Raw genomic sequence first — 16,797 nt, 5'->3', positions numbered from 1 at the left:
CGGGGCGCCGTCGCTCAGGACGAACAGCTGACCTCGAGCGTGCCGGCCCAGTCCGGCGGCAGCGCGGCGTAGGCTTCGTGTTCCGGTTGCTCGTCGAACGGCCGGCGCAGGATCGCCGCGAGCCGCTCGACTTCCGAATAGTCCTTCTCGGCCGCGCGACGGATCGCGGTCTCGGCCAGGTGGTTGCGCAGCACGTACTTCGGGTTCACGCGGTTCATCGCGGCGGCGCGCTCGGCGTCGTCGCGCGTCTCGTCGGCCAGGCGCGCGCGATATTGCGCGGCCCAGCCGTCGAAGGCTTCGCGGTCGATGAACAGGTCGCGCACCGGCGCATCCGAATTCGCGTCGTGCTTCGAGAGCTGCGCGAGGCGCCGGAAGGTCAGCGTGAAATCGGCGTGGCTGCCGTGCATGATCTCGAGCAGCCGGTTGGCCAGCGCGGCATCGCCTTCCTGCTCGAGCGCGAGCCCGAGCTTGGCGCGCATCGCGCCTTCCAGCGCCGGGCCGAAGGTTTCCGGGAAGCGCGACAGCACCGCTTGGGCGTCCTCGACGGCGCGCTCGGTGCGCGGGTCGTCTTCCAGGTCGACGCGTTGCTGACCGATCAGCGGCAGCAGCGCCTGCGCGAGGCAGAAGCAGTTCCAGTGCGAGATGCGCGGCTGCATGCGATAGGCGTAACGGCCCTGCTGGTCGGTGTGATTGCAGATGTGGCCGGCGTCGAAGGCATCGACGAAGCCGAACGGGCCGTAATCGAGCGTGAGGCCGAGGATCGACATGTTGTCGGTGTTCATCACGCCGTGGCAGAAGCCGACCGCCTGCCATTGCGCGACCATCTTCGCGGTGCGCTGCATCACGGCTTCCAGCAGGGCGAGGTACGGGTCCTCGGCCTCGCGGCAGGCGGGGTAGAAGCGGTCGATCACGTGGTCGGCCAACTGCTTGAGCAGGTCGGGCCGGTCGTTCGAGAAGAAATGCTCGAAATGGCCGAAACGCACGAAGCTCTCGGCCACGCGCGTGACCACCGCGGCCGTCTCGACGGTCTCGCGCATCACGGTCTGGTCGGAGCCGATCACGGTCAGCGCGCGGGTGGTCGGGATGCCGAGATGATGCATCGCTTCCGAGCACAGGAATTCGCGGATCGAGGAGCGCAGCACGGCACGGCCGTCGCCCATGCGCGAGTAGGGCGTGCGCCCGGCGCCCTTCAACTGCAGCTCGAAGCGGCGCCCTTCGTGCTCGATCTCGCCGATGTTCAGCGCGCGGCCGTCGCCGAGCTGGCCGGCCCAGACCCCGAACTGGTGTCCCGAGTAAACGCTCGAATAGGGCAGCGCCTCGGCGGGCCAGTCGCGGCTCGGGTTGCCGCAGAACAGCTCGGCGAAGCCGGGCAGCGCGCGGATCGCGGGATCGAGGCCCAGTTCCGCGGCCACGTCGTCGGAGAAGCCGACCACGTAAGGCGCGGGCAGGGGCGCGGCGGGCAGGCGCGTCAGGAATGCGGCGCCCAGCTTGAGGAAGGCATCGTCGCGCGGCGCGGCGAGCGAGGCGGCGAGATCGGGGAGGGTGGCAGCCAAATCGGATTCGCTTCTGGATAACGGCAAGTTGAACGACGAGTCACAAGTCGGTATTGTAAATCCGCGCCGCGCGGGCCGCTTGCGGCGAGGAAGAGGCATCTGTCGTAGTCGGATCCAACCGGGAGAGCTGGACGATGAGCACCAAGATGAACCCGCCGCTGCTGGGCCAGATGATGGACGTACCCTTGCTGGTGTCGTCCCTGATCACGCACGCGGCGCGCCACATGGGCCATGCCGAGATCGTATCGCGGCGGCTCGAGGGCGATATCCACCGCTACACCTACCGCGATTGCGAACGGCGTTCCCGGCAACTGGCGCAGGCCCTGCTGCGCGCCGGCGTCGAGCCGGGCGAGCGGGTCGGCACGCTGGCCTGGAACGGCTATCGCCACCTGGAAGCCTATTACGGCATCAGCGGGATGGGCGCGGTCTGCCACACGATCAATCCGCGCCTGTTTCCCGAGCAACTCGTCTACATCATCAACCACGCCGATGACCGTTTCGTGCTGTTCGACATCAGCTTCGCGCCGCTGGTCGACCGGCTCGCGCCGCTGTGCCCGCAGGTGCGCGGCTGGATCGCGATGACCGACGAGGCGCACCTGCCGGCCGCCGCCACGCCGCTGCTGGCGTATGAAACGCTGCTCGAGGCCGAGGACGGCGACTATCAATGGCCGCTGCTCGACGAGCGCCAGGCGTCCTCGCTCTGCTACACCTCGGGCACCACCGGCAACCCGAAGGGGGTGCTCTATTCGCATCGTTCCACCGTGCTGCACGCCTACGCGGCCGCGCTGCCCGACGCGATGGGCCTGTCGGCGCTCGATTCGGTGCTGCCGGTGGTGCCGATGTTCCATGTCAACGCCTGGGGCCTGCCTTACGCCGTGCCGCTCACCGGCGCGAAGCTGGTGATGCCGGGCAAGGACCTGGACGGCAAGTCGCTGCACGAGCTGATGGAGGCCGAACGCGTGACCTGCTCGGCCGGCGTGCCGACGGTCTGGCTGGGCCTGCTCAACCACCTGCGCGAATCGGGCGCCGGCTTCTCGACCATGGAGCGCACGGTGATCGGCGGCTCGGCCTGCCCGCCGGCCATGCTGCGCGCCTTCGAGGACGATTACGGCGTGCAGGTGATCCACGCCTGGGGCATGACGGAAATGTCGCCGCTGGGCACCCTGGCGCGGCTGACCTGGGAGCAGACGCAGCGCGACGAGACCGAGCGGCGCCGCTCGCTGGAGAAGCAGGGGCGCGTGATCTACGGCGTGGACATGCGCATCGTCGGCGAGGACGGCCGCGAGCTGCCCTGGGACGGCATCGCGTTCGGCGAGCTGCAGGTGCGCGGGCCCTGGGTGGTCGAGCATTATTTCGACGGCAGCGGCTCGCCGCTGGTCGATGGCTGGTTCCCCACCGGCGACGTCGCCACCATCGATGCCGACGGTTTCCTGCAGATCACCGATCGCAGCAAGGACGTGATCAAGTCGGGCGGCGAGTGGATCAGCTCGATCGACCTGGAGAACGTCGCGGTGGCGCATCCGGCCGTGGCCGAGGCGGCCTGCATCGCCTGCGCCCATCCGAGATGGACCGAGCGGCCGCTGCTGGTGGTGGTGCCGCGGCCCGGCATGGACGTCACGCGCGAGGAGCTGCTGGCCTTCTACGCGGGCAAGGTCGCGAAATGGTGGATCCCCGACGACGTGGTGTTCGTCGAGACGCTGCCGCACACGGCTACCGGCAAGCTGCAGAAGCTCAAGCTGCGCGAGATATTCCGCGAGCATGTGCTGCCCGGCATCGTGGCCGGCGAATGCCCGCTGGAGGGCGAGCCGCTGCGCCCGGCCGGGCTCTGAGCCGACCCGGATCGCGCGGCGCTGCATTGCCGTATCCGCAACGATCGGCGGCCGGGTTTCGCTGCGGCGCGACCCGGCCGCCGAGGTCGTTTACGGCGCCGTTTCGGCCTGCATCCGGCACCTTCAAGTTGTAATTGAACGATCGTTCTTTTTTGTTGTATGCTGCCCCGGTTTCCTCGCGTGCGGCCACGGCGTCGCGCGCGCACAATCACCGTCGACGCTGACGAAGCGCGGCCTGGCGGCTCGCGCAACCGCATGGAGGCAGACAGATGGCAGTGGACTACACGACTCGTGACGGCGTGGCCGTCATCACGCTCAACAATCCGCCCGTCAACGGGCTCGGCTATTCGACGCGCGCCGGGGTGATGGACGGCCTCGATCGCGCGCTGCAGGACCCGGCGGTGACGGCCATCGTGCTCACCGGCGCGGGCCGCGCCTTCTCGGGCGGCGCCGACATCACCGAATTCAATACCCCCAAGGCGCTCCAGGAACCGAGCCTGCACACCCTGATCGCGGCCGTCGAGGCCAGCGCCAAGCCGGTGGTGGCCGCCGTGCACAGCGTGGTGATGGGCGGCGGGCTGGAGCTGGCGCTGGGCGCGCATTACCGGATCGCCGCGCCGGGCACCCAGGTGGCCCTGCCCGAGGTCAAGATCGGCCTGCTGCCGGGCGCGGGCGGCACCCAGCGGCTGCCGCGAGCGCTCGGGCTGGAAACCGCGCTGAACATGATCGTGTCGGGCGCGGCCGTGCCTTCCGAGCAGCTCGCCAAGAGCGGCCTGTTCGACGAGATGGCCGAGGGCGACCTGCTGGAAGCGGCGGTGGCGCTGGCCAGGCGCGTCGGCGCCAAGGCGGCCCCGCATCCGCGCGTGCGCGACCGCAAGATCGAGCACCCGAACGCGGCCGGCTTCGTCCAGTTCGCGCGCAACAGCGCGCGCGCCGCCGCGCCGCAATACCCGGCGCCGCACAAGTGCATCGACGCGATCGAGGCCGGCGTGCTGAAGGGTTTCGACCAGGGCCTGATCGACGAGCGCGACGGTTTCGTGGCGCTGGTGCAGACGCCGGAAAGCCGCGCGCTGCGCCATGCCTTCTTCGGCGAGCGCGCCGCCAGCAAGATCCCCGACGTGCCGGCCGATACGCCCGTGCGCGAGATCCGCAAGCTCGGCGTGATCGGCGCGGGCACCATGGGCGGTGGCATCACCATGAACTTCCTCAACGCGGGGCTGCCGGTCACGCTGCTGGAAACGAAGCAGGAGGCGCTCGAGCGCGGCCTCGCCACGATCCGCAAGAACTACGAGGCGCAGGTCAAGAAAGGCAAGCTCAGCGAGGAGAAGCTCGAGGCGCGCATGGCGCTGATCTCGCCGACGCTGTCCTATGAGGACCTGAAAGACGCGGACCTGATCATCGAGGCCGTGTTCGAGGAACTGGGCGTGAAGGAGCAGGTGTTCCGCAAGCTCGACGAGGTGGCCAAGGCCGGCGCGATCCTCGCCTCGAACACCTCCACGCTCGACGTGAACAAGATCGCCGCCTTCACCGGGCGGCCGCAGGACGTGGTCGGCATGCACTTCTTCAGCCCGGCCAACGTGATGAAGCTGCTCGAGGTGGTGCGCGGCGAGCATACCGCCAAGGACGTGCTGGCCACCGTGATGCAGCTCGCCAAGAAGATCCGCAAGACGGCGGTGGTATCGGGCGTGTGCGACGGCTTCATCGGCAATCGCATGGTCGAGCAGTACATCCGCCAGGCGCTGTTCATGCTGGAGGAGGGCGCGCTGCCCGCCCAGGTCGATCGCGCGATCGAGGCCTTCGGTTTCGCGATGGGGCCGTTCCGCATGAGCGACCTGGCCGGCAACGACATCGGCTGGGCGATCCGCAAGCGCCGCTACATCGAGCAGCCCGACCTGCATTACTCGAAGATCGCCGATCGCCTCTGCGAACTGGGCCGTTTCGGCCAGAAGACCGGCGGCGGCTGGTACGACTACCAGGCCGGCGAGCGGCGCGCCAAGCCCTCGAAGTTGGTCGACGAGATGGTGCTGGCCTATTCGAAGGAAGCCGGTGTCGAGCGCCGCAAGATCGCCGACGAGGAGATCGTCGAGCGGCTGGTCTACGCGCTGGTCAACGAAGGCGCGAAGATCCTCGAGGAAGGCATTGCCTCCAAGGCTTCCGACATCGACATGGTCTACCTGACCGGCTATGGCTTCCCGCTCTGGCGCGGCGGCCCGATGCTGTACGCGGACACGGTCGGTCTCTACAACGTCGAGCGCGCGATGCGCCGCTACGCGGCGGGCGCGAACGGCGATGCCTGGCAGCCGGCACCGTCGATCGCGAAGCTCGCGGCGGCCGGCAAGGGTTTCAACGGCTGAGGCGCGCGGAGGATACCAGCATGCGTAGCGACGATGTGTTGCTCGTGATCGACGTGCAGAACGATTTCATGCCGGGCGGCGCGCTCGCGGTGGCCGACGGCGACGCGGTGGTGCCGGTGATCAACCGGCTCGCGCGGCGCTTCGAGCAGGTGGTGATCACGCAGGACTGGCATCCGCGCGCGCACGTGTCGTTCGCCGCCAACCACCCGGGCCGCGAGCCGTTCTCGACCATCACCCTGCCTTACGGCGAACAGGTGCTGTGGCCCGTGCATTGCGTGCAGGACAGCGAGGGCGCGGCGCTGCATCGCGAGCTCGACATCCCGCAGGCGCGGCTGGTGATCCGCAAGGGCCTCGACGCCTCGGTCGACAGCTATTCGGCCTTCGTCGAGGCCGATCGCAGCACGCCGACCGGGCTGGCGGGTTATCTCGCCGCGCTCGGCGCGAAACGCGTCTGGTGCTGCGGGCTGGCCACCGACTACTGCGTGGCCTGGTCCGCGCTCGATGCGCGCGCGGCCGGTTTCGAGGCCGCCGTGATCGAGGATGCCTGCCGCGCGATCGACCTGAACGGCTCGCTGGCGCGGGCATGGCAAGAACTTCAGGCCGCGGGCGTGGCCCGCGTCCAGGCGCAGGCGGTGCTCGCCTGAGCGAGCCGCCTGCGTCGACAACCGTCTACAAGCAATTCGAACCAGGAGACTGGCATGAACGAAGCCGTAATCGTATCCACCGCCCGCACCGGGCTGGCGAAATCATGGCGCGGCGCGCTCAACATGACGCACGGCGCGACGCTGGGCGGCCATGTGGTGGCCGCCGCGGTCGAGCGCGCCAAGCTCGATCCGGCGCGCGTCGAGGATGTGCTGATGGGCTGCGCGAATCCGGAAGGCGCCACCGGCGCCAACATCGCGCGCCAGGTGGTGCTGCGCGCGGGCCTGCCCGTGTCGGTGCCGGGCATGACCATCAACCGTTTCTGTTCCTCCGGACTGCAGACCATCGCGCTGGCCGCGCAGCGCGTGATCGCCGGCGAGGGCGAGGTGTTCGTGGCGGGCGGCGTGGAGTCGATCTCCTGCGTGCAGAACGAAATGAACCACCACATGCTGCAGGAAGGCTGGCTGCGCGAGCACAAGCCCGAGATCTACTGGAGCATGCTGCAGACCGCCGAGAATGTCTCCAAGCGCTATGGCATCGCCAAGGAGCGCCAGGACGAATACGGCGTGCAATCGCAGCTGCGCGCGGCGGCCGCGCGCGAGGCCGGCCGCTTCGACGCCGAGATCGTGCCGATCACCGTGCTGGCCGGCGTGGCCGACAAGGCCACGGGCCGCCTCCACACGCGCGAGGTCACGCTCTCGTCCGACGAGGGGATTCGCCCCGACACCACGCTGGAAGGCGTCTCGAAGATCCGCTCGGCGGTGCCGGGCGGGGTGATCACGGCGGGCAACGCCAGCCAGTTCTCGGACGGCGCCTCGGCCTGCGTGGTGATGAACGCGAAGCTCGCCGAGCGCGAGGGGCTGGCGCCGCTGGGCATCTTCCGCGGTTTCGCGGTGGCCGGCTGCGAGCCCGACGAGATGGGCATCGGCCCGGTGTTCGCGGTGCCCAAGCTGCTCAAGCAGGCGGGCCTGAAGGTGTCCGACATCGATCTGTGGGAGCTCAACGAGGCCTTCGCGGTGCAGGTGCTGTACTGCCAGGACACGCTCGGGATTCCGGCCGACCGGCTCAACGTCAACGGCGGCGCGATCGCGGTGGGTCACCCCTATGGCGTGTCGGGCGCACGCCTGGCCGGCCATGCCCTGATCGAGGGCAAGCGCCGCGGCGCGAAATACGTGGTGGTCACCATGTGCATCGGCGGCGGGCAGGGCGCGGCGGGGCTGTTCGAGATCGCATGATCGCGTGACGGCGAGCCGATCGGCATGAAGGCAAAGGGCGGGCGGCGCTGCGGCGTCGCCCGCCCTTTGTGCTTGGTGCTTGACGATCGCCTTTCAGGCCCCGTATTCGACGACACGCCGCTGAATTCGCCGAATCGTCCGGCCCGCAAGTTTGGTAGGCTTCGGTTCTGGATCAGGGGCGCGCGGCCCGAGCCGGCGCGCACCCGCATCGACATTCACTGAATCCTTGATCGCTAGGCAAGAAGGCAACATGACACAGAAGGCATCGGCACACGCCGCGGCGCGCGAGTCGCGCGGATTGATCGGCCAGACGGCGCGAGGCGCGCGATGAGCCAGGACAGCAGCCCGCGCAAGGCGCCGCCCACCATCGAGAGCCCCTTCGTCGACGCGCTCGGCGTGCAACTCGTCTCGGCCAAGGATGGCGCCAGCGAGATCGCGCTGCCGCTGGCCGAGCAGCACATGAACACCTGGAGCATCGCCCACGGCGGCGTGACCATGACGCTGGCCGACGTGGCGCTGGCGATGGCCGCGCGCAGCCTGACCGACGACGGCGTGGGCGTGGTGACGGTGGAGATGAAGGTCAACTTCATGCAGCCGGGGCGCGGCGAGCTGCGCGCCTATGGCCGCGTGATGCACCGCTCGACCACCATGGCCTATTGCGAGGGCGAGGTGCGCGACAGCCAGGGCAATTTCGTCGCCAAGGCGATCGGCACCTTCAAGTACATGAAGCGGCTGGCGGTGGGCCGCGATATCGCCCGGCAGCGTTCGCGCACCGATCCGGGCGCGAATCCGGGGCCGAGCGACGCCTGACGGCCCCCGTGGCAGCAACGGCCCCGACCGGCGACGGCGGGGCCGAATCGCGTTGGGCTCGCGCCAGGACGAGGCCGGGAAGTTCCTCTTCGGCCAGGCGGGCGTCATGACATGGAGACAGGAGACAGCGATGACCGACATCAATCGGCAGGTTCTGCTCGTGTCGCGCCCCGAGGGCGCGGCCAGCCTCGACAATTTCCGGCTCGTGGAAACGCCGCTCGCGCCGCTGCGCGAGGGCGAACTGCGCGTGCGTAGCCGCTTCCTCTCGCTGGACCCCTACATGCGTGGCCGCATGAGCGAAGCGAAATCCTACGCGGCGCCGCAGCCGCTCGGCGAGGTAATGATCGGCGAGACGGCTGGCGAGGTGATCGAGTCGCGTCATGCCGCTTATGCGGTCGGCGATCATGTGGTCGGCATGTTCGGCTGGCAGACGCATGGCGTCTCGAACGGCAAGGGGCTGCGCAAGGTCGATGCGTCGCAGGTGCCGCTGTCGGCTCATCTCGGCGTGGTGGGCATGCCGGGCGTGACGGCCTGGTACGGCGTGAATCGCCTGCTCGAGCCGCGCGCGGGACAGACCTTGCTGGTCAGCGCGGCCAGCGGCGCGGTCGGCGGCGTGGTGGGGCAGCTCGCCCGGCGCGCCGGCTGCCGCGTGATCGGCATCGCCGGCGGCGAGCACAAGTGCCACTACGTGCGCGACACGCTCGGCTTCGACGCCTGCGTCGACTACAAGGCCGGGCGCCTGGCCGAGGATCTGGCGGCCGCCGCGCCCGACGGCATCGATCTCTGTTTCGAGAACGTCGGCGGCCCCGGTTTCGACGCGACGCTGGCGCTGATGAACGCATTCGGCCGCGTCGCCTTGTGCGGGATGATCGCCGGCTACGACGGCGAGGCCGCGCCGATCCGGCAGCCCGGGCCGATCCTCAGGGCGCGGCTGCGCGTGGAGGGTTTCATCGTCACCGAGCATCCCGAGGTCTGGCCGGCCGCGCTGGCCGAACTGGGCGAGCTGGTGGCGCGCCACGAGCTGCATTATCGCGAGACCATCGCGCAGGGCATCGAGCGCGCGCCCGAAGCCTTCCTCGGCATGCTCAAGGGGCACAACTTCGGCAAGCAGCTGGTCGCGCTGGGCTGAGCCGCGCCTCGGCGCGCAATGCGAAAGAGCGGCGCGCGGGCAGCGCCGCCCCATCCTGCGCAGGCAAGCCGCTGCCTGACCGCTGCCTGGCCGGCGCGTGGCATCATGTGCCGCTATCGTCCACCCTCCGCCCATCCACCGCCGCCCCGATGCCGCTCGATCCCGGAATCGCCCAGGTGCTCGACATGATCGAGCGCGCCCGACGTCCCGCCTACGCCTCCCAGACGCCGCAGGCCGCGCGTGCCGCCTACGAGCGCAGCGCGCCGATCCTCGATCTCGCGCCCGCGCCGATGGCCTCGGTGGAGAATCTGCGCGTGCCGACCCGCGACGGCGCCACGATCGGCGCGCGGCTCTACCTGCCCGAGATGCCGAGCCTGGGCGAGCCGCTGCCGGCGCTGGTCTATTACCACGGCGGCGGTTTCACGGTCGGCAGCCTCGACACGCATGACGCGCTGTGCCGGATGTTCGCGCGCGACGCGCATTGCGCGGTGCTGTCGATCGACTACCGGCTCGCGCCCGAGGCGCGCTTCCCGAGCGCGCACGACGATGCCGAGGACGCCTATGCCTGGCTGCACGCGCATGCCAGCGAATTCGGCGTCGACGCGGCGCGCCTGGCGGTGGGCGGCGACAGCGCGGGCGGCACGCTGGCCGCCGCGGTGGCGGTGCTGGCGCGCGATCGAGGGATCGCGCCGCGACTGCAACTGCTGATCTACCCCGGGCTCACGGCGCACCAGCAGACGGCCTCGCACGCGCGGCTCGCTCGCGGCTACCTGCTGACGGCCGAAACCATCCAGTGGTTCTTCTCGCAGTACGTGCCGAACCCGGCCGATCGCGAGGACTGGCGTTTCGCGCCGCTCGACGGCATGCGCGGCGCGCCATCCTTCGCGGGCCTCGCGCCGGCCTGGATCGCGGTGGCCGAATACGATCCGCTCTCGGACGAGGGCATCGCCTACGCGGACAAGCTGCGCGCGGCCGGCAATCGTGTCGAGCTGGTCCGCTACGCGGGCATGATTCACGAATTCTTCAAGATGGGCGGGTACGTTCCGGCGGTCCGGCAGGCGCATGCGGACGCGGTGCGGGCATTGCGCGGGGCGTTCGAGCAGGACTGAGCGCCGCCGCGCCGATCAGGTCGACGAGGCGCAGCGATGGAGCGGATCGAGGTGGAAACGGGCGACTGGACGCGGCTCGGCGCCGATGCGGCGCGCATCCGCGACGCGGTGTTCGTGCGCGAGCAGCGCATCGCGCCGGAGCTGGAGCTCGACGAGGAGGACCCGCTGGCGCATCACGCGGTGGCCTACCTGGTGCGAGGTGAGGCCGGTGACGAGCCAGGCGGGCGCCACGCGGTCGGCACCGCGCGCCTGCTGGCCGGTGCCACCATCGGCCGCCTGTCGGTGCTGCCGGAAGCGCGCGGCCGCGGCATCGGCACGCGCGTGCTGGGCGCGCTGGTGGCGGAAGCCGGCGCGCGCGGCGAGGCACGCGTGACGCTCTACGCGCAGCCGGCGGCGGTGCCGTTCTATCGGCAGCGCGGTTTCGACATCGTCGGCGAGCCTTTCGACACGGCCGGCGTGATCCACATCGAGATGGCACGCGCGCCCTAGCGGGTAGGCGCGTCGATCTATGCGAATCCTTGCGAGAGGCTGCGCGTCGAAACGGCGCCTGCCGGCCTCAACGCGTGCCGCCCAGCTCCACGTCGAAGCTCATCGCGCGCTCGAAGGCGCCGGGCCGCACGATCCGGTGCGAGCCGTCGTCGTCGCAGCGCTCCTTGATCTCGACCGTCAGCCGCGAACGCTCCTTGACCGTCACGCGCAGCGCCGTGGTGCCGCGCGTGCCGTATTCGGGCGTCTCGATGAAGGCGGCCGACAGCGCGCGCTCGCGCTCCAGCGGAATGCCGGTATGCGGCAGCGCCTCGTCGGCGGCGGTGCGCGTGTCGCGCATGATCTCGATCAGCGCGTCGAGCGAGGGCGCGGCCTCGTAGGTCAGCAGGGTGCCGAGCTCGCTGCGCTTGTGGACCAGCTTGGGCCAGGGCGTGTCGAGCCGCGCGTTGGACAGCCCGTGCACGCCGGCGGCCAGCCGCAGCGGCGCGTCGAGCGCGGTATCGGGCTCGGCCGGCCGGTTGCAGTACCAGGCCAGCTCGCGGCGCCGGCAGTCGCCGACCAGCAGGTTGAAGCCGTTGTAGAGCGCGGCGGTGCCGGCGATCTGCTCGAGGTAGTCGAGCGGCGCGAGGTTGCGCCCGCCGAGGAAGTCCGATACCAGCTTGCCGCGCGTCGGGGCGCCGGCGCGGATGTCGAAGGGGGCGCGGTAGTTGGTCAGCGCGGCGAAGCGGCCGTCGCGCGACACGCCGAGCCAGGTGCCGCCGCCTTCCAGGTCGCGCCCGGCCAGCACGCCGGGCACATCCTCCCACCAGGCCAGCGGCGCGCTCGTGCGGCGGAAGAATTCGTCACGGTTCGCGGTGAGCGTCAGCACCGGGCCGTCCTCGGCCTCGGGCTGCCAATCGAATACGATCAGGCACATCGGGTGATTCCCTCACTGGGATCGGGGTGCGCGGACCGGGCACGCGCCGTGGCTCGCGTTGGTCCGCGCGCCACGATAGCACGCGCGCTCAGACTTCGGTGGGGATGCCGTAGGGCAGCGGCAGGAAGGCGAGCGCCGGGCCGTCGGCGGCCCCGAGGTGGACCGTGCCGGATTCCTGCGCGGCCAGCTTGATCTCGGCCAGCGCGTCGACGCCGCCTGCCGGCGCGGCCGCCGCGTTGACGATCATCCCGCAGGGCTGGCCCGGATCCTCGCTGTGGAACAGCTCGACGCCGGCACGCACCGTGTCGGTCTCGCCCTCGACGTGCACCAGCGCGGCACGGCGCTTGATGGTGCCGCGATACTGGCTGCGCGCGACGATTTCCTGGCCCGGGTAGCAGCCCTTGCGGAAATTGACGGCGCCGATCACGTCGTAGTTGAGCATCTGCGGCACGAACTGCTCGACCACCGGCTGGGTGATGCGCGGCTCGGCGGCGCGGATCTCGAGCCAGTCCCACACGGCCGGCGAGACGCGCGCGAGCTTGCCGTCGAGCACCGCGGCGCCGGCCTCGAACTGCTCGCGGCTGGCGATCCACAGGTGGCGCGCGCGGCCGTCGGCGTCGGGCAGCCGGATCAGCGTGCCGGCCGGGCCGTCGAGCTTGGTATGGACGCCGTCGGGCAGCGCCTCGAACAGGCCCGACAAGGCCTCGCGAGCCTCGCCGGCGATGCCGACGGCGACCAGCCCGGCCGCGTCGCTCAGCTTGGCCTTGGCGCGCAGCACGAACATCGACAGGCGCTTCTGCACGGCGGGCTGGATGTCCTTCGAGACCAGCAGGCGCACGCCGGACTCGCTGCGCCAGGCCAGGAACGAGGCCAGCAGGCGGCCCTTGGCGGTGCAGTAGCCGGCCAGCTTCACGCCGGCCGCGTCGAGATGCTCGATGTCGTTGGTCAGCTGGCTATGGAGGAAGGTCGCGGCATCGTCGCCGGCGACATCGATGATGCCGAACTGCGGCAGCGGCGCGTAGACGCCGCGCGTGAGCGCCGCCTCGAATTCGGCGGCCGCCGGACGCGGCAGGACGGGCAGGGCGGGGGCAGCCGCGGTCGGCGCCCCGTTGACGATCGGTGTGCTCATGGAAACGGGGAACAGTCAATCCTGACTTTGGCGAAGACAAGCAAGTATTATATGGACCTTCACCGAGTCCCGTTCCGCATGTCCCTACTCTCGAAATGCGCCGCGCTCGCGGCGGCGGCCGTCGTCCTGGCCGCTGCGCTGGCGGGCGGCGGCTATTACTGGGCGAACCAGCCGCTTGCCTTACCGTCACCGACCGTCGATGTCACGATCAAGCCGCACAGCAGCGTCAAGGGCGTCGCGCAGCAGCTCGTGCGCGGCGGCGTGCCCCTGCAGCCGCAGTTGTTCGTGCTGATGACGCGCGTGCTCGGGCTGGACAGCCGGCTCAAGTCGGGCAATTACGAGTTCAAGACCGGACTGACGTCGTACGAGGTGCTGCAGAAGCTGGCGCGCGGCGACGTCAACGAATACGTCGCGACCATCATCGAGGGCTGGACCTTCAAGCGTATGCGCGCCGAGCTCGACGGCAATCCGGCCCTCGTGCACGGCACGGCGGGCATGAGCGATGCTGAGCTGCTGCGCGCGATCGGCGCGACACCCGCTCAGATCGAGCGGGGCAGCGGCGAGGGCCTGTTCTTCCCCGATACCTACCTGTTCGACAAGGGCACCAGCGATATCAACCTCTACCGGCGCGCCTACCAGTTGATGCAGACGCGGCTGGACGAAGCATGGCGCATGCGCGCTCCCGGGCTGCCGTATCGCTCGGTTTACGAAATGCTGACGATTGCCTCGATCGTCGAGAAGGAAACCGGCCACGCGGCCGACCGCGCCTACGTGGCGGCGGTGTTCGCGAACCGGTTGCGGATCGGCATGCCGCTGCAGACCGATCCGACCGTGATCTACGGCCTCGGCGACGCTTACGACGGGCACCTGCGCAAGCGGGACCTGCAGATGGACACTCCTTACAATACCTACACGCGCCGCGGCCTGCCGCCGACGCCGATCGCCCTGCCGGGCGCGGCGTCGCTGCAGGCCGCCGTGAACCCGGCCGCCACCCCGGCGCTCTATTTCGTCGCCAAGGGCGACGGCACGAGCGTCTTCTCGGATACGCTCGGCGATCACAACAAGGCCGTGGACAAATACCTACGAGGTCAATGATGGCGCGCGGTAAATTCATCACGTTCGAAGGGATCGACGGTGCGGGCAAGACCACGCACCTCGCCTGGTTCTGCGAGCAGTTGCGCGCGCAGGTCGCCGCCAGCGGCCGCCAGGTGGTGCAGACCCGCGAGCCGGGCGGCACCACGCTGGGCGAGTCGCTGCGCGCGGTGCTGCTGGAGCAGGCGATGGACCTGGAAACCGAGGCCCTGCTGATGTTCGCGAGCCGTCGCGAGCACCTGGCGCGCGTGATCGAGCCGGCGCTCGCGCGCGGCGACTGGGTGGTCTCGGACCGCTTCACCGACGCGACCTTCGCCTACCAGGGCGGCGGCCGCGGCCTGCCGCGCGACAAGCTGGAAACGCTGGAGCGCTGGGTGCAGGGCGGCTTCCAGCCCGACCTGACGATCCTGTTCGACGTGCCGCCCGAGGTGGCCAGCGAGCGGCGCGGCGCGGCGCGCGCGCCCGACAAGTTCGAGGCGGAAAGCGATGCCTTCTTCCTGCGCACGCGCGCCGAGTACCTGCGCCGCGCCGAAGAGGCGCCGTATCGTTTCCTGATCGTCGACGCCAGCCAGTCGATCGCCCAGATCCAGCGCCAGCTCGAAGGCGTGCTGGCTTCGCTCTGATCCACCCGCAAAGGGCCGACCCGATGATCTATCCATGGCAAACCGAGGACTGGGACCGCCTGCAGGCGCTGCGCGCGGCCTGGCCGCATGCGCTGCTGCTGCACGGCCAGGCCGGCATCGGCAAGCTGCGCTTCGCCCAGCACCTGGCGCAGGGCTTCCTGTGCGAAGCGCCGCTGCCCAAGGGCGAGCCTTGCGGCAAGTGCGCGGCCTGCACCTGGTTCGAGCAAGGCAACCATCCCGACTACCGGATCGTGCTGCCCGAGGCGCTGGCCGGCGAGGCGCCCGGCGCGGCCGCCGACGAGCCCAAGGCTGACGCGGACGAGGGCGGCAAGAAGACCCGCACGCCGAGCAAGGAAATCAAGATCGAGCAGGTGCGCGGCCTGCTCGACTTCGTCGGCGTCGGCTCGCATCGCGGCGGCGCGCGCGTGGTGGTGCTGTACCCGGCCGAGGCGCTCAACGTGGCGGCCGCCAACGCGCTGCTCAAGACGCTCGAGGAGCCGCCCTCGGGCGTGCTGTTCCTGCTGGTGTCGGCGCGGCTCGACCGCCTGCTGCCGACCATCATCAGCCGCTGCCGGCAATGGCCGATGACGCTGCCCTCGGCGGCGCACGCGCAAGCCTGGCTGGCGACGCAACAGGTATCCGACGCGGCGGCGCTGCTGGCCGAGGCGGGCGGCGCGCCGCTGGCCGCGCTGGCGCTGGCCGCCGACGAGAACCGGCCGCTGCGCGACTGGACCTTGGCGCAGTTGGCGGCCGGCGCGGGCTGCGATCCGTTCGCCTGCGGCGAGTCGTTGCAGAAGCTGCCGGTGCCGGTGGTGCTGGGCTGGTTGCAGCGCTGGCTCTACGACCTGCTGGCGCAGCGCGCGGCCGGCCAGCCGCGTTATTTCCCCGCGCAGCGCGCGGCGCTCGAGCGCTGCGCGGCCGCGCTCGACGCCAACGCCTTCGCGCGTTTCATGAAGACCGTGACGCGCCAGCGCGCGGTCGAGAACCACCCGCTCAATGCGCGGCTCGTGTTCGAGGAGCTGTTCCTCGGCTATCGCGAGCTCTACGCATGAGCCCGGCCGCCCAGGCCTGAGCCCAGACAGGAAGCACCGATGTTCGTCGATTCGCATTGCCACATCAATTTCGAAGGGCTCGCCGAGCGCCTGCCCGAGGTGCTCGACAAGATGCGCGAGCACCAGGTCACGCATGCGCTGTGCGTCTCGGTCGACCTGGAGACCCTGCCGCAGGTGCTCGCGATCGCCGAGCGGCACGAGCACATCTACGCCTCGGTGGGCGTGCATCCCGATCACGAGGAGGTGCGGGAACCGACGCTCGCCGAACTCGTCGAACTGGCGGCGCACCCGAAGGTGGTCGCGATCGGCGAGACCGGCCTCGACTACTACCGGCTCGGCGAGCGCACGATCGCCGACATGGAATGGCAGCGCGAGCGCTTTCGCACGCATATCCGCGCCGCGCACGCCACCGCCAAGCCGCTGATCATCCACACGCGCGCCTCCTCGGAGGACACGCTGCGGATCATGGCCGAGGAGCGCGCCTCGGTGCCGGGCGGCGTGATGCACTGCTTCACCGAGCCCTGGCACGTGGCCGAGGCGGCGCTGGCGCAGGACTTCCATATCTCGCTGTCGGGGATCGTCACCTTCAAGAAGGCCGAGGAAGTGCAGGACGTGGCGCGGCGCGTGCCTATCGAGCGCCTGCTGATCGAGACGGACTCGCCGTACCTGGCGCCGGTGCCGTATCGCGGCAAGCCGAATGAACCTGCGTACGTCAGTTATGTCGGACGCTTTATCGCGGCACAGCGCGGCATCAGCGATGAGGCGCTGGCCGCCGCGACCACGCAGAACTTTTTCCGGCTGTTCAAGATCGCCGCCTGATGCGATCGTCGGCCGGAGC

General features: G+C 70.1%; 15 protein-coding genes. 12 read left to right on the top strand and 3 right to left on the bottom strand.

What is annotated here, in order from left to right; all coding sequences use genetic code 11:
* Positions 1-14 precede the first annotated feature (14 nt).
* Entirely contained in the window at positions 15-1,580 is a 1,566-nt protein-coding gene (locus F3J10_RS12720; protein ID WP_017918820.1) for a protein adenylyltransferase SelO, read from the bottom strand.
* Between the two features lie 119 nt (positions 1,581-1,699).
* Between F3J10_RS12720 and F3J10_RS12715 the strand changes: the two genes are divergently transcribed.
* The 8 genes from F3J10_RS12715 to F3J10_RS12680 all read left to right on the top strand — a co-directional run bounded on the left by F3J10_RS12715 (position 1,700) and on the right by F3J10_RS12680 (position 11,150).
* Positions 1,700-3,382, top strand: coding sequence for a 3-(methylthio)propionyl-CoA ligase (locus F3J10_RS12715; RefSeq protein WP_025100290.1), 1,683 nt, complete (start codon positions 1,700-1,702; stop codon positions 3,380-3,382).
* Positions 3,383-3,651: 269 nt separating this feature from the next.
* On the top strand, positions 3,652-5,736 hold the full coding sequence (locus F3J10_RS12710; RefSeq protein WP_167242239.1) for a 3-hydroxyacyl-CoA dehydrogenase NAD-binding domain-containing protein: 2,085 nt from the start codon (positions 3,652-3,654) through the stop codon (positions 5,734-5,736).
* Positions 5,737-5,756: 20 nt separating this feature from the next.
* A complete protein-coding gene (gene pncA / locus F3J10_RS12705) occupies positions 5,757-6,380 on the top strand; it encodes a bifunctional nicotinamidase/pyrazinamidase (RefSeq protein WP_166913159.1) in 624 nt (207 codons plus the stop codon).
* A 54-nt stretch (positions 6,381-6,434) separates the two neighbouring features.
* Positions 6,435-7,613, top strand: a complete 1,179-nt coding sequence (locus F3J10_RS12700; RefSeq protein WP_025100287.1) for an acetyl-CoA C-acyltransferase — start codon at positions 6,435-6,437, stop codon at positions 7,611-7,613.
* 327 nt (positions 7,614-7,940) lie between these two features.
* Positions 7,941-8,423: a PaaI family thioesterase gene (locus F3J10_RS12695; protein WP_013698325.1), complete on the top strand. Its 483-nt coding sequence runs from the start codon at positions 7,941-7,943 to the stop codon at positions 8,421-8,423.
* A gap of 130 nt (positions 8,424-8,553) precedes the next feature.
* Positions 8,554-9,552, top strand: coding sequence for an NADP-dependent oxidoreductase (locus tag F3J10_RS12690; protein ID WP_167242238.1), 999 nt, complete (start codon positions 8,554-8,556; stop codon positions 9,550-9,552).
* A 149-nt stretch (positions 9,553-9,701) separates the two neighbouring features.
* Positions 9,702-10,661 carry an alpha/beta hydrolase gene (locus tag F3J10_RS12685; protein WP_167242237.1) on the top strand — a complete coding sequence of 320 codons (960 nt, stop codon included), beginning with the start codon at positions 9,702-9,704 and terminating at the stop codon, positions 10,659-10,661.
* 36 nt (positions 10,662-10,697) lie between these two features.
* The gene (locus tag F3J10_RS12680; protein WP_167242236.1) at positions 10,698-11,150 is read left to right on the top strand and encodes a GNAT family N-acetyltransferase; all 453 of its coding nucleotides are present in this window, start codon (positions 10,698-10,700) and stop codon (positions 11,148-11,150) included.
* Between the two features lie 67 nt (positions 11,151-11,217).
* Here the strand turns inward: F3J10_RS12680 and F3J10_RS12675 are convergent, their stop codons facing one another.
* Together F3J10_RS12675 and F3J10_RS12670 are read right to left on the bottom strand one after the other, a co-directional pair.
* Positions 11,218-12,063 carry an NRDE family protein gene (locus tag F3J10_RS12675; RefSeq protein WP_017918817.1) on the bottom strand — a complete coding sequence of 282 codons (846 nt, stop codon included), beginning with the start codon at positions 12,061-12,063 and terminating at the stop codon, positions 11,218-11,220.
* 88 nt (positions 12,064-12,151) lie between these two features.
* Entirely contained in the window at positions 12,152-13,192 is a 1,041-nt protein-coding gene (locus F3J10_RS12670; RefSeq protein WP_096748710.1) for a folate-binding protein YgfZ, read from the bottom strand.
* Between the two features lie 78 nt (positions 13,193-13,270).
* On the opposite strand from F3J10_RS12670, the gene mltG reads away from it, so the two are divergent.
* From mltG to F3J10_RS12650, 4 genes are read left to right on the top strand one after another with little or no spacing between them, the layout of a single operon-like run.
* Positions 13,271-14,287 (top strand): endolytic transglycosylase MltG, encoded by a 1,017-nt coding sequence (gene mltG / locus F3J10_RS12665; protein ID WP_167242244.1) that lies wholly within the window; start codon positions 13,271-13,273, stop codon positions 14,285-14,287.
* Positions 14,287-14,907 (top strand): dTMP kinase, encoded by a 621-nt coding sequence (tmk, locus tag F3J10_RS12660; protein ID WP_013698318.1) that lies wholly within the window; start codon positions 14,287-14,289, stop codon positions 14,905-14,907. Before mltG ends, tmk begins: the two co-directional genes overlap by 1 nt.
* A 23-nt stretch (positions 14,908-14,930) precedes the next feature.
* Positions 14,931-15,959, top strand: coding sequence for a DNA polymerase III subunit delta' (locus F3J10_RS12655; RefSeq protein WP_025100281.1), 1,029 nt, complete (start codon positions 14,931-14,933; stop codon positions 15,957-15,959).
* Positions 15,960-15,998: 39 nt separating this feature from the next.
* On the top strand, positions 15,999-16,778 hold the full coding sequence (locus F3J10_RS12650; RefSeq protein WP_017920195.1) for a TatD family hydrolase: 780 nt from the start codon (positions 15,999-16,001) through the stop codon (positions 16,776-16,778).
* Positions 16,779-16,797: the final 19 nt, after the last annotated feature.

Origin of the sequence: Burkholderia sp. Cy-637 (genome assembly GCF_011753175.1) — a bacterium.
In the GTDB taxonomy this organism is placed as follows: Bacteria; Pseudomonadota; Gammaproteobacteria; order Burkholderiales; family Burkholderiaceae; genus Burkholderia; species Burkholderia gladioli.
The sequence above is the reverse complement of the archived record's forward strand: the minus strand, read 5'-3'. Positions and strand labels throughout refer to the sequence as shown.